11 protein-coding genes are annotated in these 17,267 nt (G+C 71.0%); 5 read left to right on the top strand and 6 right to left on the bottom strand.

The window, feature by feature from the left end:
• Positions 1–58: 58 nt before the first annotated feature.
• Positions 59–3,571, bottom strand: a complete 3,513-nt coding sequence (metH, locus tag FDM97_RS11765) for a methionine synthase (protein WP_137990361.1) — start codon at positions 3,569–3,571, stop codon at positions 59–61.
• A gap of 289 nt (positions 3,572–3,860) precedes the next feature.
• Between metH and FDM97_RS11760 the strand changes: the two genes are divergently transcribed.
• The 5 genes from FDM97_RS11760 (at position 3,861) to FDM97_RS11740 (ending at position 10,171) form a co-directional block, all read left to right on the top strand.
• On the top strand, positions 3,861–4,625 hold the full coding sequence (locus tag FDM97_RS11760) for an IclR family transcriptional regulator (protein WP_137990360.1): 765 nt from the start codon (positions 3,861–3,863) through the stop codon (positions 4,623–4,625).
• A gap of 325 nt (positions 4,626–4,950) precedes the next feature.
• On the top strand, positions 4,951–5,739 hold the full coding sequence (locus FDM97_RS11755; RefSeq protein WP_137990359.1) for an MIP/aquaporin family protein: 789 nt from the start codon (positions 4,951–4,953) through the stop codon (positions 5,737–5,739).
• Between the two features lie 34 nt (positions 5,740–5,773).
• Positions 5,774–7,330 (top strand): glycerol kinase GlpK, encoded by a 1,557-nt coding sequence (gene glpK / locus FDM97_RS11750; protein ID WP_137990358.1) that lies wholly within the window; start codon positions 5,774–5,776, stop codon positions 7,328–7,330.
• A gap of 6 nt (positions 7,331–7,336) precedes the next feature.
• Positions 7,337–8,941, top strand: coding sequence for a glycerol-3-phosphate dehydrogenase/oxidase (locus tag FDM97_RS11745; protein WP_137990357.1), 1,605 nt, complete (start codon positions 7,337–7,339; stop codon positions 8,939–8,941).
• A gap of 186 nt (positions 8,942–9,127) precedes the next feature.
• Entirely contained in the window at positions 9,128–10,171 is a 1,044-nt protein-coding gene (locus tag FDM97_RS11740) for a PAC2 family protein (protein ID WP_137990356.1), read from the top strand.
• Between the two features lie 51 nt (positions 10,172–10,222).
• On the opposite strand, the gene FDM97_RS11735 is transcribed toward FDM97_RS11740, so the two are convergent.
• The 5 genes from FDM97_RS11735 to FDM97_RS11715 form a co-directional block, all read right to left on the bottom strand.
• Complete coding sequence (locus tag FDM97_RS11735) at positions 10,223–11,188, bottom strand: SMP-30/gluconolactonase/LRE family protein (protein ID WP_137990355.1); 966 nt, start codon at positions 11,186–11,188, stop codon at positions 10,223–10,225.
• Between the two features lie 126 nt (positions 11,189–11,314).
• Positions 11,315–14,371 (bottom strand): NPCBM/NEW2 domain-containing protein, encoded by a 3,057-nt coding sequence (locus FDM97_RS11730; RefSeq protein WP_137990354.1) that lies wholly within the window; start codon positions 14,369–14,371, stop codon positions 11,315–11,317.
• 114 nt (positions 14,372–14,485) lie between these two features.
• Positions 14,486–15,715 carry a cysteine--1-D-myo-inosityl 2-amino-2-deoxy-alpha-D-glucopyranoside ligase gene (mshC, locus tag FDM97_RS11725; protein WP_137990353.1) on the bottom strand — a complete coding sequence of 410 codons (1,230 nt, stop codon included), beginning with the start codon at positions 15,713–15,715 and terminating at the stop codon, positions 14,486–14,488.
• A 144-nt stretch (positions 15,716–15,859) separates the two neighbouring features.
• A complete protein-coding gene (locus FDM97_RS11720) occupies positions 15,860–16,696 on the bottom strand; it encodes an SCO1664 family protein (protein WP_432816208.1) in 837 nt (278 codons plus the stop codon).
• Entirely contained in the window at positions 16,660–17,250 is a 591-nt protein-coding gene (locus tag FDM97_RS11715) for a DUF3090 domain-containing protein (protein ID WP_137990351.1), read from the bottom strand. The genes FDM97_RS11720 and FDM97_RS11715 overlap by 37 nt, the downstream gene beginning before the upstream one ends.
• Between the last annotated feature and the right edge of the window lie 17 nt (positions 17,251–17,267).

Here is a 17,267-nt window from a genome sequence, read left to right as displayed (position 1 = left end):
CTGGACCGACAAGTGTACGTCTCGCTCAGCGAAGGTGCGGGGATTTACCCCGCCGCGATCACCGCGCGTTGAAGTACTTCGCCTCAGGGTGATGGATGACGATCGCGTCGGTGGACTGCTCCGGGTGGAGCTGGAACTCCTCCGAGAGGTGGACGCCGATCCGCTCGGGCCGCAGCAGCTCGGCGATCTTCGCCCGGTCCTCCAGGTCGGGGCAGGCCCCGTAGCCCAGGGAGAACCGCGCGCCGCGGTACTTCAGCGCGAACATGTCCTCGACGTCGGCCGGGTCCTCGCCCGCGAAGCCGAGCTCGGCGCGGACGCGGGCGTGCCAGTACTCGGCGAGGGCCTCGGCCAGCTGGACGGACAGTCCGTGCAGCTCCAGGTAGTCGCGGTAGGAGTCGGACTCGAAGAGCTTGGCGGTGGCCTCGCCGATCCGCGAGCCGACGGTGACGACCTGGAGGCCGACGACATCGGTCTCGCCGGACTCCTCCGGGCGGAAGAAGTCCGCGAGGCAGAGGCGGCGGCCGCGGCGCTGGCGGGGGAAGGTGAAGCGGGTGCGCTCGTTGCCGGCCTCGTCCAGGATGATCAGGTCGTCGCCCTTGGAGACGCAGGGGAAGTAGCCGTGGACGACGGCCGCCTCCAGGAGGTTCTCGGTGTGGAGGCGCTCCAGCCAGCCGCGCAGCCGGGGACGGCCCTCGCTCTCCACCAGTTCCTCGTACGACGGTCCGTCACCGGCCCGGTTCTGCTTGAGGCCCCACTGGCCCTTGAACAGGGCGCCCTCGTCGAGCCAGGAGGCGTACTCCTTGAGCTGGATGCCCTTGACGACGCGGGTGCCCCAGAACGGCGGGGTCGGCACCGGGTTGTCGGTGGCGACGTCCGAACGGCCGCCTTCCGCGGGCTCGTTGACCTCGAGGGCCGTGGCGCGCTGGGCGACCCGGCGCTGCTTGAGCTCGGGGAGCGCGGCTCCGGGGACGCCGCGCTTGACGGCGATCAGGGCGTCCATCAGCCGCAGGCCCTCGAACGCGTCGCGGGCGTAGCGCACTTCGCCCTGGTAGATCTCGTGGAGGTCCTGCTCGACGTAGGCGCGGGTGAGGGCGGCGCCGCCCAGGATGACCGGGAAGTCGGCCGCGAGGCCGCGCTGGTTCAGCTCCTCCAGGTTCTCCTTCATGATCACCGTGGACTTGACCAGCAGGCCGGACATGCCGATGACGTCGGCGCGGTGCTCCTCGGCGGCGTCCAGGATGGCGGAGACGGGCTGCTTGATGCCCAGGTTCACCACGTTGTAGCCGTTGTTGGAGAGGATGATGTCGACGAGGTTCTTCCCGATGTCGTGGACGTCGCCGCGGACGGTGGCGAGGACGATGGTGCCCTTGCCCTCGGCGCCCTCGACCTTCTCCATGTGCGGTTCGAGGTAGGCGACGGCGGTCTTCATGACCTCCGCGGACTGGAGCACGAACGGCAGCTGCATCTGGCCGGAGCCGAACAGCTCGCCGACGACCTTCATGCCGTCGAGCAGCGTCTCGTTGACGATGTCGAGGGCGGGACGGGTCTGCAGGGCCTCGTCGAGGTCGCCCTCCAGGCCGTTCTTCTCGCCGTCGATGATGCGGCGCTTGAGGCGCTCCTCCAGCGGCAGGGCGAGGAGCTCCTCGGCCTTGCCGGCCTTCATCGACTTCGTGGTGGCGCCCTCGAAGAGCGCCATCAGCTTCTGGAGCGGGTCGTAGCCCTCGGAGCGCCGGTCGTAGATCAGGTCGAGGGCGGTGGTGACCTGCTCCTCGTCGAAGCGGGCGATCGGCAGGATCTTCGAGGCGTGCACGATCGCCGAGTCGAGACCCGCCTTCACGCACTCGTCGAGGAAGACCGAGTTGAGCAGGATGCGGGCGGCCGGGTTGAGGCCGAAGGAGATGTTGGACAGGCCCAGGGTCGTCTGGACGTCCGGGTGGCGGCGCTTGAGCTCGCGGATCGCCTCGATCGTGGCGATGCCGTCCTTGCGGGACTCCTCCTGCCCGGTGCAGATCGTGAAGGTGAGGGTGTCGATGAGGATGTCGGACTCGTGGATGCCCCAGTTGCCGGTCAGGTCGGCGATGATCCGCTCGGCGATGGCGACCTTGTTCTCGACGGTGCGGGCCTGGCCCTCCTCGTCGATGGTGAGCGCGATGAGCGCGGCGCCGTGCTCCTGGGCGAGCCGGGTGACCTTGGCGAAGCGGGAGTCGGGTCCGTCGCCGTCCTCGTAGTTGACGGAGTTGATGACGGCGCGGCCGCCGAGCTTCTCCAGGCCGGCCCTGATGACGTCGACCTCGGTGGAGTCGAGGACGATCGGCAGGGTGGAGGCGGTGGCGAAGCGGCCGGCGAGCTCCTCCATGTCGGCGACGCCGTCGCGGCCGACGTAGTCGACGCAGAGGTCGAGCATGTGCGCGCCCTCGCGGATCTGGTCGCGGGCCATCTCGACGCAGTCGTCCCAGCGGCCTTCGAGCATGGCCTCGCGGAACTTCTTGGAGCCGTTGGCGTTGGTCCGCTCGCCGATCGCCATGTACGAGGTGTCCTGGCGGAACGGGACCGTCTGGTAGAGCGAGGCGGCGCCGGGCTCGGGGCGCGGGTCGCGGACGGTCGGGGTGAGGTCGCGGACGCGCTCGACGACCTGGCGCAGGTGCTCAGGGGTCGTACCGCAGCAGCCGCCGATCAGGGAGAGTCCGTACTCGCGGACGAAGGTCTCCTGGGCGTCGGCGAGCTCGGCTGGGCTCAGCGGGTAGTGCGCGCCGTTCTTGCCGAGGACGGGCAGTCCGGCGTTGGGCATGCAGGACAGCGGGATACGGGAGTGGCGCGCGAGGTAGCGCAGGTGCTCGCTCATCTCGGCGGGGCCGGTGGCGCAGTTCAGGCCGATCATGTCGATGCCGAGCGGCTCCAGCGCGGTGAGCGCGGCGCCGATCTCGGAGCCGAGCAGCATGGTGCCGGTGGTCTCGACGGTGACGGAGCAGATCAGCGGCACGTCGACGCCGAGGGCGTCGAGGGCGCGGCGGGCGCCGATGACGGACGCCTTGGTCTGCAGCAGGTCCTGGGTGGTCTCCACGAGCAGCGCGTCGGCGCCACCGGCGAGCATGCCCTCGGCGTTCTGCTGGTAGGCGTCGCGCAGGGTGGTGTAGGCGGCGTGGCCGAGGGTGGGCAGCTTGGTGCCCGGGCCCATGGAGCCGAGGACCCAGCGCTGCTGTCCGGTGGAGGCGGTGAACTCGTCGGCGACCTCGCGGGCGATCCGGGCGCCGGACTCGGAGAGCTCGTACACGCGCTCCGGGATGTCGTACTCGCCGAGCGCGGCGAAGTTCGCTCCGAAGGTGTTGGTCTCGACGCAGTCGACGCCGGCGGCGAAGTACTCCTGGTGCACCGAGCGGACGATGTCGGGCCGGGTCACGTTCAGGATCTCGTTGCAGCCTTCGAGGTTCTGGAAGTCCTCGAGGGTGGGGTCCTGTGCCTGGAGCATGGTGCCCATGGCTCCGTCAGCCACCACCACTCGGCTCGCGAGTGCCTCGCGGAGTGTTGCGGCGCGGGTCCGGCTGTCGGCGGAAGGGGTAGGCGACGAGGCCATGGATGAGCTCCCTGGGATGCGACGGCTGTCGGCTTTGCACCCTCGGAGGAGGGCGCACGGGGCCAGAGTAACCGTGCGCGCGCCGGGGTGGACATGGCGTCCCACGGGCCGGACGGCATCCTGTGTCCGGGGACTCCCGGTCACACCCGTTCGTGAACGACACTGTCAAGGTACAGAGCGGTCGGCATCGACCGATAGTGTTCAGCATTGTCGAACAGCATGATCCACGGGATCCTGTCCGTAGGATCCACGGGACCGCCGGGATCATGACAGGGAGAAAGGCCGGGCGATGGCGAAGAACATCCAGTCGCTTGAACGAGCGGCGGCGATGCTGCGACTGCTCGCGGGCGGCGAGCGCCGGCTCGGTCTGTCCGACATCGCCTCCTCGCTCGGCCTGGCCAAGGGCACGGCGCACGGCATCCTGCGGACCCTGCAGGCCGAGGGCTTCGTGGAGCAGGAGACGGCCTCGGGCCGCTATCAGCTGGGCGCGGAGCTGCTGCGCCTGGGCAACAGCTATCTGGACGTGCACGAGCTGCGGGCGCGGGCGCTGGTGTGGACGGACGACCTGGCGCGCTCCAGCGGCGAGAGCGTCCATCTGGGCGTCCTGCACCAGCAGGGCGTGCTGATCGTGCACCACGTCTTCCGGCCGGACGACAGCCGCCAGGTCCTGGAGGTCGGGGCGATGCAGCCGCTGCACTCCACGGCCCTGGGCAAGGTGCTCTCCGCCTACGACCCGGTGGCCCACAGCGAGGGTCTCGAGGTTCCGCGCGAGAGCTTCACGCCCCGTACGGTCACGGACCTCGCGGAGTTCGAGGGCCTGCTCGACATGACCCGCGCGCGAGGCTGGGCCGCGGACGTGGAGGAGACCTGGGAGGGCGTGGCCTCGGTGGCCGCCCCGATCCACGACCGGCGCCGGATGCCGGTGGGCGCGGTGGCGATCACGGGCGCGGTGGAGCGGGTCTGCCACGAGGGCGAGCTGCGCTCGGAGCTGGTGGCGGCGGTACGGGACTGCGCCCGCGCCGTCTCCCGTGATCTGGGCGCGGGGCGCTTCTAGCGGCGCGGCCGGGACCCGGTCCCACCCCTCGACGCATCGGCCCGGTCGCCCTCAGGCGGCCGGGCCGAGGTGTGTCCGCGGGCGCGCGCGGAACGCGTCGGTAACGATCGGGTCATGCGGAAGGCAATCGGCCACAGAACCCTTGACGTGCTGTTAAGCGGAGGGCAAAACTTCCGTTCATCGGTCGGCATTGTCGAACACCTACCGGCAATACACGCTAGAGTGTGGCACTGCCAAGGGCCGGCTACGCACCCATACGAGGGCGCGGACCACCGGAGGGACCCGGGGTTCGCCTTCCCCTGGACGAAGGACAAAGGAGTCGCGGGTGTCCAGCTCCGACATCTTCATCGGCGAGATCATTGGTACCGCCGTACTCATTCTGCTCGGCGGCGGCGTCGTCGCCGCCGTGGTGCTCAAGCGCTCGAAGGCGCAGAACGCCGGATGGCTCGCCATCACCTTCGGGTGGGGCTTCGCGGTCATGACTGCCGTGTACATGACCGGTACCCTCTCCGGCGCCCATCTGAACCCGGCCGTGACCGTCGGCATCGCGATCAAGGACGGGGACTGGTCCAACGCCCCGGTCTACTTCGCGGGCCAGATCCTCGGCGCCATGCTCGGCGCGTTCCTGGTCTGGATCGCGTACTACGGACAGTTCCGGGCCCACCTCACGGACCCGGAGATCCTCGCCGCACCGCCGCACGAGGAGGGCATGGTCACCGAGGTGGCCGCTCCCAAGGCCGGCCCGGTGCTCGGCGTCTTCTCCACCGGCCCCGAGATCCGGAACGTCTGGCAGAACCTGGCCACCGAGATCATCGGCACCGTCGTGCTGGTCCTCGCGGTGCTGACGCAGGGCCTCAACGACAGCGGCAAGGGCCTCGGCGTACTCGGCGCTCTGATCACCGCCTTCGTCGTCGTCTCCATCGGCCTCTCGCTCGGCGGCCCCACCGGCTACGCCATCAACCCGGCCCGTGACCTCGGTCCGCGCATCGTGCACGCCCTGCTGCCGCTGCCGAACAAGGGCGGCTCCGACTGGAGCTACGCCTGGATCCCCGTCGCCGGTCCGCTGATCGGTGGCGCCCTCGCAGCGGGTATCTACAACATCGCGTTCGCCTGAGCCGTCCTTCTTCCAGACATCCCTTGGAGTAACCGTGACCGACGCACACACCGCCGGCTCTTCCTCCCACGGCAGCGGCCCGTTCATCGCCGCGATCGACCAGGGCACCACCTCCTCCCGCTGCATCGTCTTCGACACCGACGGCCGGATCGTCTCCGTCGACCAGAAGGAGCACGAGCAGATCTTCCCGAAGCCGGGCTGGGTCGAGCACGACGCCGCCGAGATCTGGACCAACGTCCAGGAGGTCGTCGCCGGCGCCATCGCCAAGGCCGGCATCACCTCGGCCGACGTCAAGGCCATCGGCATCACCAACCAGCGCGAGACCACGCTGCTCTGGGACAAGAACACCGGTGAGCCCGTCCACAACGCCCTCGTCTGGCAGGACACCCGCACCGACGCGCTGTGCAAGGAGCTCGGCCGCAACGTCGGCCAGGACCGCTTCCGCCGCGAGACCGGTCTGCCCCTCGCCTCGTACTTCTCCGGCCCGAAGGTCCGCTGGCTGCTCGACAACGTCGAGGGCCTGCGCGAGCGCGCCGAGCGCGGCGACATCCTCTTCGGCACCATGGACTCCTGGGTCATCTGGAACCTCACGGGCGGCGTCGACGGCGGTCACCACGTCACCGACGTCACCAACGCCTCGCGCACCATGCTGATGAACCTGCACACCATGGGCTGGGACGAGAAGATCCTCCAGTCCATGGAGATCCCGGCCGCCGTGCTGCCGGAGATCCGTTCCTCCGCCGAGGTGTACGGCACCGTCAAGGGCGGCGTCCTGGACGGCGTCCCGGTCGCCTCCGCGCTCGGCGACCAGCAGGCCGCCCTGTTCGGCCAGACCTGCTTCGCCGAGGGCGAGGCGAAGTCCACGTACGGCACCGGCACCTTCATGCTGATGAACACCGGTGACAAGATCATCAACTCCTACAGCGGCCTGCTGACCACGGTCGGCTACCAGATCGGCGACCAGAAGCCGGTCTACGCCCTGGAGGGCTCGATCGCCGTCACCGGTTCGCTGGTGCAGTGGATGCGCGACCAGATGGGCCTGATCAAGTCCGCCGCCGAGATCGAGACCCTCGCGTCCTCGGTCGAGGACAACGGCGGCGCCTACTTCGTGCCGGCCTTCTCCGGTCTGTTCGCCCCGTACTGGCGCTCCGACGCCCGCGGTGTGATCGCCGGCCTCACCCGGTACGTCACCAAGGCGCACATCGCCCGCGCCGTCCTGGAGGCCACCGCCTGGCAGACCCGCGAGATCACCGACGCCATGACCAAGGACTCCGGCGTCGAGCTGACCGCGCTCAAGGTCGACGGCGGCATGACCTCCAACAACCTGCTGATGCAGACGCTCTCGGACTTCCTGGACGCGCCGGTCGTGCGTCCGATGGTCGCCGAGACCACCTGCCTCGGCGCCGCCTACGCCGCCGGTCTGGCCGTCGGCTTCTGGCCGGACACCGACGCCCTGCGTGCCAACTGGCGCCGGGCGGCGGAATGGACCCCTCGCATGGACGCCGACAAGCGTGACAGCGAGTACAAGAGCTGGCTGAAGGCCGTTGAACGCTCCATGGGCTGGCTCGAAGACGGAACCGACGAGGAGTAGATCGACATGACCACCCTGCAGAGCGTCCCTGCCCTGGGGACGCGCCCGGCCGCTGGTTCCCTGCCGAGCCGCGCCGAGACCCGGGAGCAGCTTTCCAAGGCGACGTACGACCTCCTGGTGATCGGCGGCGGCATCCTGGGCATCTCCACCGCCTGGCACGCCGCGCAGTCGGGCCTGCGGGTGGCCCTGGTGGACGCCGGCGACTTCGCCGGCGCCACCTCCTCCGCCTCCTCCAAGCTTCTCCACGGCGGTCTGCGCTACCTGCAGACCGGCGCGGTGAAGCTGGTGGCGGAGAACCACTTCGAGCGGCGTGCGGTCTCCCGCCAGGTGGCACCGCACCTCGCCAACCCCCTCACCTTCTACCTGCCCGTCTACAAGGGCGGCCCGCACGGCGCGGCCAAGCTCGGCGCCGGTGTCTTCGCGTACTCCGCCCTGTCCGCCTTCGGTGACGGGGTCGGGCACCTGCTCAGCCCCTCGAAGGCCGCGCAGGACGTGCCGGAGCTGCGCACGGACAACCTCAAGGCCGTGGCCGTGTACGGCGACGACCAGATGAACGACGCCCGGATGGCGCTGATGACGGTCCGCGCCGCCGTCGACGCCGGTGCCGTCGTCCTCAACCACGCCGAGGTCACCGGGCTGCGCTTCACCCGCGGCCGGGTCACGGGCGCGGAGCTCAAGGACCGCACCAGCGGCGAGGAGTTCGGCGTCACGGCCCGTCTCGTCCTGAACGCGACGGGACCGTGGGTCGATCACCTGCGCAGGATGGAGGACCCGAACGCGGCCCCCTCCATCCGCCTGTCCAAGGGCGCGCACCTGGTCCTGAAGCGGACCTCGCCGTGGAAGGCCGCGCTGGCGACACCGATCGACAAGTACCGCATCACCTTCGCCCTCCCCTGGGAGGACATGCTGCTGCTCGGTACCACCGACGAGGAGTACGAGGGCGACCCCGGCCAGGTCGAGGTCACCGAGAAGGACACCGCCCAGATCCTGGACGAGGCCGCCTTCTCGATCCGCGACCAGCAGTTGTCGCGCGATCTGATCACGTACGCCTTCGCGGGCCTGCGGGTGCTGCCGGGCGGTCCCGGCGACACCTCCAAGGCCAAGCGCGAGACGGTCGTCACCGAGGGCCGCGGCGGCATGCTGTCGGTGGCCGGCGGCAAGTGGACGACCTTCCGCCACATCGGCCGTACGGTCATGAAGAAGCTGGAGTCCCTGCCGGGCCACCCCCTGGGCGAGGACTACGAGCCGGTCTCGGCGCTCCCGAAGCGGCTGCCGCTGCCCGGTATCGCCAACCCGAACGCGGTCGCCCACCGGCTCCTCGTCGACGGTCCGGCCCCCGGCCCGCGGATGGCCGCCGACACCGCCAAGCACCTGGCGACGCACTACGGTTCGCTCTCCTTCGACATCGCGCGGATGGCGAACGAGAACCCGGAGCTCGGCGAGCGTATCCACCCCGACGCGCCCGAGATCTGGGCGCAGGTCGCCTACGCCCGTGACCACGAGTGGGCCCAGACGGCGGACGACGTGCTGCGCCGCCGTACGACGCTGACGATCCGCGGTCTGGCGACGGACGAGGTCCGCGCCAAGGTCGAGGACATGCTCGGCAAGTAGTGCCCGACCTTGTAAGGGGCGGTCTCTCTCGTGAGACCGCCCCTTACTCGCGGGATGCCAAGGGGAGTTCCTGGGTAGTCGATCAAGGCCGAGAAGGGTTTCGGGCGTGTCCGAGGGCTGCGGACGGGCCGCCGGAAAGCCTTAAGGTTGGTCCGTACGACAGGAACTTCGAAAAGGAGGCACTGGGTGATCGAGCTCGAGGGGGTACCCGAGCTGATCGACCCGGTCATGGTGGCCGCGTTCGAGGGCTGGAACGACGCCGGCGACGCCGCCTCCACCGCGGTCGCCCATCTGGACCGGGAATGGAAGGGCGAGGTCTTCGCGGCGCTCGACGCCGAGGACTACTACGACTTCCAGGTCAACCGGCCCACGGTGTGGCTGGACAACGGTGTCCGGAAGATCACCTGGCCGACGACCAGGCTCTCCGTGGTCCGGGTCGGCGGCGACAAGCCGCGCGACCTGGTGCTCGTGCGTGGGATCGAGCCGTCGATGCGCTGGCGCTCGTTCTGCAACGAGATCCTGGGCTTCGCCCATGAGCTGGGTGTGGAGATGGTGGTGATCCTGGGCGCGCTGCTCGGCGACACCCCGCACACCCGGCCCGTCCCGGTCAGCGGGGTCACCTCCGACCCGGATCTGGCGCGGACGATGGATCTGGAGGAGACCCGCTACGAAGGCCCCACGGGCATCGTCGGCATCCTCCAGGAGGCGTGCACGCACGCGGGCGTGCCCGCGGTGAGCCTGTGGGCCGCGGTGCCGCACTACGTGTCGCAGCCGCCGAACCCCAAGGCGACGCTGGCGCTGCTCAACCGCCTGGAGGATCTGATCGATCTGCGCATCCCGCTGGGCGAACTGCCCGAGGACGCGCGGGCCTGGCAGCTGGGCGTGGACCAACTCGCCTCCGAGGACAGCGAGGTGGCGGAGTACGTCCAGACGCTGGAGGAGGCGCGGGACACGGCGGAGCTGCCGGAGGCCTCGGGCGAGGCGATCGCCCGGGAGTTCGAGCGGTATCTGCGGCGGCGGGAGCCGGGACCGGGCCCCGGGGTGGCGACGGAGGGCGGTGACGCGTCCTATCTGCGCGAGACGTCCGGCCCCTCCGGCGGACGTACGCGGCCACCGAAGCCGGATCAGCCGGGTCCGGAAGCGGCGCCGGAGGGTTCCGAGCCGGACTCGCCGGATGCACCGGACGCACCGGATGCACCGGACGAGGGCGACGCCGGCGACAGCGAGTAGAACGTACGGAAGGGGGCCGCGCCGATCCCGGCGTGGCCCCCTTCCGCGTCCTCACACCCGCGGGACCGACACCACGTCGTACTCCGTGTCCGGCGCCGGCTCCACGTCGAAGCGGGCGTTCGGCAGATAGATCCGCTCACCCCAGGCGGCCGCGGTGGTCGGGATGCGGAACGAGTCGTCCGTGATCCGGGCGACGGCGGTGCCCCGGGTCCCGGCGTCGTTCAGCCGGATCACGTCGATCTGGTTGAGCGCCTGCTGGACGACGTACAGCGTGCGCCCGAGGAGCAGCAGCCCGTCCCCGCGGGGGATCTTCAGACCGCCGAGGTCGACGGCGCGGGCGACCGCGGTGCCCGGGTCGACCCGCATCAGGGTGCCGCCGTCGAGGAAGGTGTTCACCACGAGGAGCGCGCGGCCGTCGGGGGTGCGCTCGATGCCGTTGGCGGTGAAGTCGGGTCCCTGGGCCCAGTCGCCGCCCAGCGGCACGGTCACGGGGACGCCGGCCGGAGCGCCGGAGCGGTCCAGGGCGAGCCGGTAGAGCTGCGGCCGGTACGAGTCGGTGAACCAGGCGGCCTCCGGGGTCAGGATGACGTCGTTGACCATCGAATTCTCGGCGCCGAGTCCGGTGAAGTTCTTCTGGAGCGCGCCCGAGCGGGCGTCGGCGACCCGGATGGCCCGGCCCCAGCCGCCGGCGAGGAAGAGACGCCGCTCGGCGCGGTCGATCTTCAGGCCGACGGTGGGGTTGTCGGTGCCGGGTCCCGTGGAGATGATCCGGCCCTGCCCGGTGGCCAGACTCGCCTTGTACACATCGCCGTTGGCGAGCGAGCCGAAGTAGGCGCAGGGGCTGTGGCCGATGGTGATGCCCTCCGGCCGGAAGCCGGCGGGCAGGAGGAAGCGGGTGGGCCACCGTCCCCCGGGGGCGGCCGCGTGTGCCGCTCCGCCGAGCGGGGCGACGAGAGCCGCCGCGCCGGCTGCGGCGGCGGCTCCCAGGAGACTTCTGCGTGCGAAGGAACGGTGCAACTGAGCGTCCTTTCGTACCACGTGTCGACAAGACCCTCACACCTCATCACAACGCACGCTTCCGACCCGGCGGTTGGCCGGATCACGCCCCTTCACGCCCTTCACGTCCCTCGCGTGACGCGCCCGTCAGGCACAGTCGAAGCGCGCCGCCGCCCAGTCCCCGTGGTCACCGCTCTTGGAGCCGTTGGTGTCGGTGATCCGCAGGTGGACATGGCGGGCGCCGCTGACATCGACGTCGACGGGCACGGTCGCCGAGGCCCCGGTCAGCCGGGGCGAGGTCCACAGCACCGTGCCGTCCGCCTCGACGGAGAAGGCCACGTCCCCGTAGCCGTCGATCTCGTCGTCGATGCCGACCTCGGCGGTGAAGGCGGTGCAGCGGCCGCCGAGATAGACCTCGATGTCGGAGTCGGCGTGGGCCCCGATGCCCTTCTCGTAGGTCTTTCCGGCCAGGGTGAGCGTGCGGCCGTCGTTCGCGCCCGACTCGCCGTTGGAGCGGTCGCGTTCGGGCGGGCCCCAGCCGTTGGTGGCTTTCAGCCAGACCAGATCGCTCGCCCAGACGCCGGTGGACGGCGGCTCGGGCATCACGCCGACGGCGAAGCGCTGGACGGCGGTACGGTCCTGGCCCGCCGAGCGGTGGCGGGCGGTCGCGGTGAGCGTGGCCTCGCCCGGCCTGGCGTCCTTCGCCGGGGTGACGGAGACCTCGACCCGCCGCGTGGTACCCGCCGGGATGCGCTCGATCGGCGCGGCCGGGGTGACCTGCCAGCCCTCGGGGGCCGCCAGGGAGACCTCGACTCCGGTGGCGTCCCTGGTGCCCGCCGTGACGTCGACGGCGACGGTGCCGGGCGCGCCGGCGCCCAGCTCCTGGCCCGCCGGGGTGGTGAGGGTGGCGGCGGCACCCGGTACGGCTCCGCCGACGGCGCTGGTGTCCTTCAGTTCGAGGACGAATCCGCGGTCGGTGCGCTGTGCGGTCGTCTTGACCTTCACCACTCCCCCGCGGTCGTCGCGGTCGTACCACCAGCCCTGCCCCGCGGCCTCGTAGGCGGCCCGGGAGGTGAGCCGGGGCAGCGCGCGGCCGCCGAGCGTCACCGCGCTCGGCGCGTCGCCGGTGTGGACGGTGAACTGGTAGGGCCGGGCGGTGGACTTGCCGGCGAAGGCGCCCTTGCTCGCGCCGATCCGTACCGTCACGTCGCCCGCGCCGCGCTGGGGAGCGAGGACCTCGGCGCGCTGGGTGGCGTACTGGCCGGTGCGGTGGGCGCGGGTGACGCCGTCGTCCTCGTACAGCTCGAAGGCCGAGGCGCCCTGCGGGTAGATGTCCCAGGCGAGCGGGGAGTCGGGCGTGCGGTCGGTGTAGGAGCGGATGCCGCCGGGCCACATGGGGACGGTGGCCCCGGCCCGTACGAACAGGGGCAGGGTGTCGAGCGGGGCGCTGTAGTCGTCGACGGTGACCGGGCCCTGGTAGGTGCGCCCGCTCCAGTAGTCGATCCAGGTGCCCTGGGGGAGGTAGATGCCGTCGCGTTCGACGGCGTCCTGGTACACGGGGGCGACGAGGAAGTCCTCACCGCTCAGGAACTCGTACTTCGCCGCCTCGCTCGCGGCCTTCGGGTCGTCGGGGTACTCCAGGACGAGCGGCCGGGCGAGGCCCACGCCGGTCCGGGTGGCGCGGTGGGCGTGCGAGTAGATGTAGGGCAGCAGCGACTCGTGGAGCTTGAGGGAGGCGCGGTTGATGGAGGTGTACGGCTCGCCGTAGCGGAAGGGCTGCTTGTCGTTGGCGGCCCAGCCGTCCATGGTCATGGTGACCGGCAGGAATGTCTTCCACTGCAGGTCGCGGGTGTACGTCTTGGCGCTGCCGCCGAAGATGCCGTCGACGTCGCCGGTGGTGTAGGCGAGGCCGGACATGGAGGCGCCGGCGTAGGTGGGGATCTGCCAGCGGATGTACTCCCAGGTGCCGGACTGGTCGCCGGACCACTGGACGCCGCAGCGCTGGGCGCCGGACCAGCTCTCGGGCGCCCAGGTGAAGCCGCGGGCGTCGCTGTGGGCCTCGATGCCGGCGTGGGCGTCCTTGCAGCCGTCGAGGGCGAACTTGTAGCCCGCGCCGACCCAGGCGACGTCGAGCTTGGCGACCCGCTGGCCCGCCTTGACCTGGTCGGCGAGCTTGTCGAGGCCGTCCTCGGTCCACAGCCCCAGCTGCATCCCGCGCTGCTGCAGGCCGGTGGCGGCCTCGGCGAGGTTCTCGTAGCCGCAGCCGTAGCCGTCGTTGACGAGCATCCAGCCGTTGGGCATGTCGTTCTGGACGTAGCCGTTGGCGACCTTCAGGGCGTCCAGGGTGTGGCGCTCGCCGCGGTTGGCGTTGTGGAGGTAGCAGTCGGCGTCGCCGATCTCCAGGCCGTAGACGGGCGGCAGGAAGGGCTTGCCGGTGAGGCTCGTGTACTGGCCGATGACGTCCTTGAGGGCGTCGGAGCCGGACCCCGCGAAGCAGTAGGCGTCGAAGCGCTGTTCGCGGGCGCTGGTGGTGACGGGCTCGCCGAAGACGTAGGTGTTCGGGGCGTAGGTGTTGCGGTAGACGCCGTAGCCGGCGGAGGAGAGGTAGAACGGGACGGAGTTGGGGTGGCCGCCGTCGTTCCAGTTGTAGTCGACGCCGACCTCGACGGTCTTGCCCCGGTGCGAGGTGTTGCCGCGTCCGTTCTGCATGCCCGCGCCGTAGAACTGCTCGTCGGCGCCCCGGGCCAGGGTCTGGGTGGTGCGGTCCTGGTTCCACGTCAGGCCCGTGGTCTCGGACCACAGCGGGGTGCCGTCGGCGCGGTACGCGGCGAAGCGCAGCGGCGACTTGTAGGCGCGCAAGGTGACCTCGGCGGAGCTGAGTTCGTAGCGGTCGCCGCGGTCGTACCACTGGGTGGCGGGCGGCGGGCCCTGGGGCAGGACGATGTCCTGTCCGGTGGGGTCGGTGAACTTCCCGTCGGGGGCGAGTTCGATACGGAAGGTCTCGTCGGTGACGAAACTGACGCGGGCCTGGGCCTGACCGGCGGTCAGCCGGTAGCCGGAGCCCTCGGCGGCGAAGCCGGTGACGTCCCCGACGGTGGTCGGTGACGGTTCGGCGGACTGGGCGCTGCCCGGTCCCGCGAACACCGCGAGGAGCCCGAGCGCGACGCCTGCGAATGCAGCCTTCATGCGCGATGTTGATTGCATGGAGCGTATTTAGCGCATAAACAAGCACGGGGCCAGGACAAAACGGAACCGCCCTCGGACTTCGGCCGGAAGTCCAAGGGCGGCTGTGTGAAAGGGAGTTGAGCGGGACGCCGGCTAGAGAGCGACACCCAGAAGTGCGTCGACGGCACGGGAGGCGAGACCGGGCGCGGACTCGTCCGTACCCCCCTCGGCGTTCTGCCGAGCGGCCCAGCGGTCGACGGCGGCGAGCGCGGCCGGTGCGTCGAGGTCGTCGGCGAGCGCCTCGCGGATCTCCTCGACGAGCCCGTCCGCGGACGGGCCGTCGGGGCGGGAGACGGCGGCGCGCCAGCGACCCAGGCGCTCCACGGCGTCCTGGAGGACCTGGTCGGTCCACTCCCAGTCGGCGCGGTAGTGGTGCGAGAGGAGCGCGAGGCGGATCGCGGCCGGGTCGACGCCCTGGCGGCGCAGCGCGGAGACGAAGACCAGGTTGCCCTTGGACTTGGACATCTTCTCGCCGTGCAGGGCGACCATGCCGGCGTGGACGTACGCCTTGGCCATGGGGAACTCGCCGGTCAGGGCCTGGGCGTGGGAGGCGCCCATCTCGTGGTGCGGGAAGATCAGGTCGGAGCCGCCGCCCTGGACGTCGAAGCCCATGCCCAGGTGGTCGAGCGCGATGGCGACGCACTCGATGTGCCAGCCGGGGCGGCCGGGCCCGAGGCTGGCGCCGTCCCAGCTGGGCTCGCCCTCACGGGCGGCCATCCACAGCATCGGGTCGAGCGGGTTCTTCTTGCCCGGGCGGTCCGGGTCGCCGCCGCGCTCGGCGGAAAGGTGGCGCATGAGCGCGGTGTCGTAGTTCGACACGTTCCCGAAGTGCGGGTCGGCCTCGACGGAGAAGTAGATGTCGCCGTCCAGCTCGTAGGCCGCGCCGGAGTCCCGCAGCCGCTCGACGAGCGGCACGATGCCGGGTATGGCCTCGACCGCGCCGATGTAGTGCTGCGGCGGCAGCATCCGCAGGGCGGTCATGTCCTCGCGGAAGAGGGCGGTCTCGCGCTCGGCGAGGCCGACCCAGTCGATGCCGTCGCGGATCGCCCGTTCGAGGAGCGGATCGTCGACGTCGGTCACGTTCTGGACGTAGTGGACCTGCCGCTTGGTGTCGAGCCACACGCGCTGAACGAGGTCGAACGCGTTGTAGGTCGCCGCGTGACCCATGTGGGTCGCGTCGTACGGCGTGATGCCGCAGACGTAGATACGGGCGACGGGGCCGGGGGCGAGGGTCACTCGTCCGCCGGTCGCGGTGTCGTGGATCCGGAGGTCGCGGCCCTTGCCGGGCAGGGCGGGGACCTCAGAAGCGGGCCAGGCATGCATGACCTGAGCGTAACCGGACACCTGTTCCGGATACGAACCGGATGCGGGATCTTGGCCGATCAGGCGGTCTTGCAGCTCGCACCCGTTCATGCATACCCCCTGGGGGTGGGGGTCGGCGGACCAGGGTTGGCCGGATCCGAACGGTCAGACCGGTGGCCAGGGGATCGCAGGCCACTGCCCCGAGGGCTCCGGGTGCCGGCCGGTCGTGCGGAGCGTGGTGACCCGGCCGCGCAGGGCGTCCACCTCGGCCGCGGTGAGCAACTGGGCCAGCCGGGTGGCGAGCGGGGTGCCGGGGGCCAGGGCGCCGTCGAGCCGTTCGAGGACCTCGGCGGCCTCGGCGGGCAGCTTCTCGCCCGCCCAGCCCCACAGGAGGGTGCGCAGCTTGTCGTCCACGTGGAAGGTCACGCCGTGGTCGATGCCGTAGAGGTGGCCGCCCGGTGCGGGCAGCAGGTGCCCGCCCTTGCGGTCGCCGTTGTTGATGACGGCGTCCAGGACGGCCATACGGCGCAGTGCGGGGCTGTCGGCGTGCACGAGGAGCGCGGTGCGGTCCTCGCCGACCTGGGCGGGGCCGACGGCCTTCCACCCTTCCCCCGCCTCCTCGTCCTCGGTGAGCGCGAGCAGGCTCGCCCCGGGGTCGGCATCGATCCAGAGCTGGACCATGCCCTCGCCGTACGGCCCCTCGCGCAGCACGGTGGGCGGTACGAGCCCCCAGCCCGTGGCCTCGGAGAGCTCGTAGGCGGCGACCTCGCGCTGGGCGAGGGTGCCGTCGGGGAAGTCCCACAGCGGGCGCTCGCCCGCGACCGGCTTGTAGACGCAGGCGGCCTCCTCGCCGTCGTGGGCGACGGAGCACAGGAGCACCGCGTTGGACGCCTCGCGGACCTGGCCGCGGACGGTCAGCTCCCCCCGGGTGAGCAGGTCGACGACCGCCCGGCTGTCGGGACCGCTCATGCTCCGCGCCGGTATCCGTTCTGGCGCGGGCACACGTGCCCCTCGGGGTCGAGCGGCAGGCTGCACAGCGGGCACGGGGGACGGCCGGCGTTGACGACGTCGAGAGCGCGCTTGGCGAAGGCCCTGGCCTGGGCGCCGGTGAGGCGGACCCGCAGCATCGGCGGCCCGTTCTCCTCGTCCTGGAGGAGCCGTTCCTCGGCCGCGGCGAGGTCCTCCTCGGACTCGGCGTCGAGTTCGACGAGCGCCTGGGCCTCGACGATCATGCGCTGTTCCTCACCGTCCCAGGCGAGGGCCATGGTGCCGACGCGGAACTCCTCCTCGACCGGGACGTCGAGCGGGGCGGTGTCCGTGATGTCGGCGGGGGCGACGGCCGGGACGGGGGCGTTGCCGCCGGTGCGGCGCACGACCTCGTCGAGGAGTTCGTCGATCCGCTCGGCGAGCGCGGCGACCTGGGTCTTCTCCAGGGCCACGCTGGTGACCCGGCCCGCCGCGGACGCCTGCAGGAAGAACGTACGGCGGCCAGGCAGCCCGACCGTGCCGGCCACGAAACGCTCCGGTGGGTCGTAGAGGAACACCTGACGGGACACGTCCCTGACTCCCTTGA

It is taken from the genome of Streptomyces vilmorinianum (assembly GCF_005517195.1).
GTDB classification, from domain to species: Bacteria; Actinomycetota; Actinomycetes; order Streptomycetales; family Streptomycetaceae; genus Streptomyces; species Streptomyces vilmorinianum.
This window is presented reverse-complemented; position numbering and strand designations above follow the sequence as displayed.

Coding starts and splice junctions, on each gene's coding strand:
- mshC (WP_137990353.1), bottom strand. CDS start 15,715: ATGCATGCCTGGCCCGCTTCTGAGGTCCCCGCCCTGCCCGGCAAGGGC.
- FDM97_RS11730 (WP_137990354.1), bottom strand. CDS start 14,371: ATGCAATCAACATCGCGCATGAAGGCTGCATTCGCAGGCGTCGCGCTC.
- metH (WP_137990361.1), bottom strand. CDS start 3,571: ATGGCCTCGTCGCCTACCCCTTCCGCCGACAGCCGGACCCGCGCCGCA.
- FDM97_RS11760 (WP_137990360.1), top strand. CDS start 3,861: ATGGCGAAGAACATCCAGTCGCTTGAACGAGCGGCGGCGATGCTGCGA.
- FDM97_RS11745 (WP_137990357.1), top strand. CDS start 7,337: ATGACCACCCTGCAGAGCGTCCCTGCCCTGGGGACGCGCCCGGCCGCT.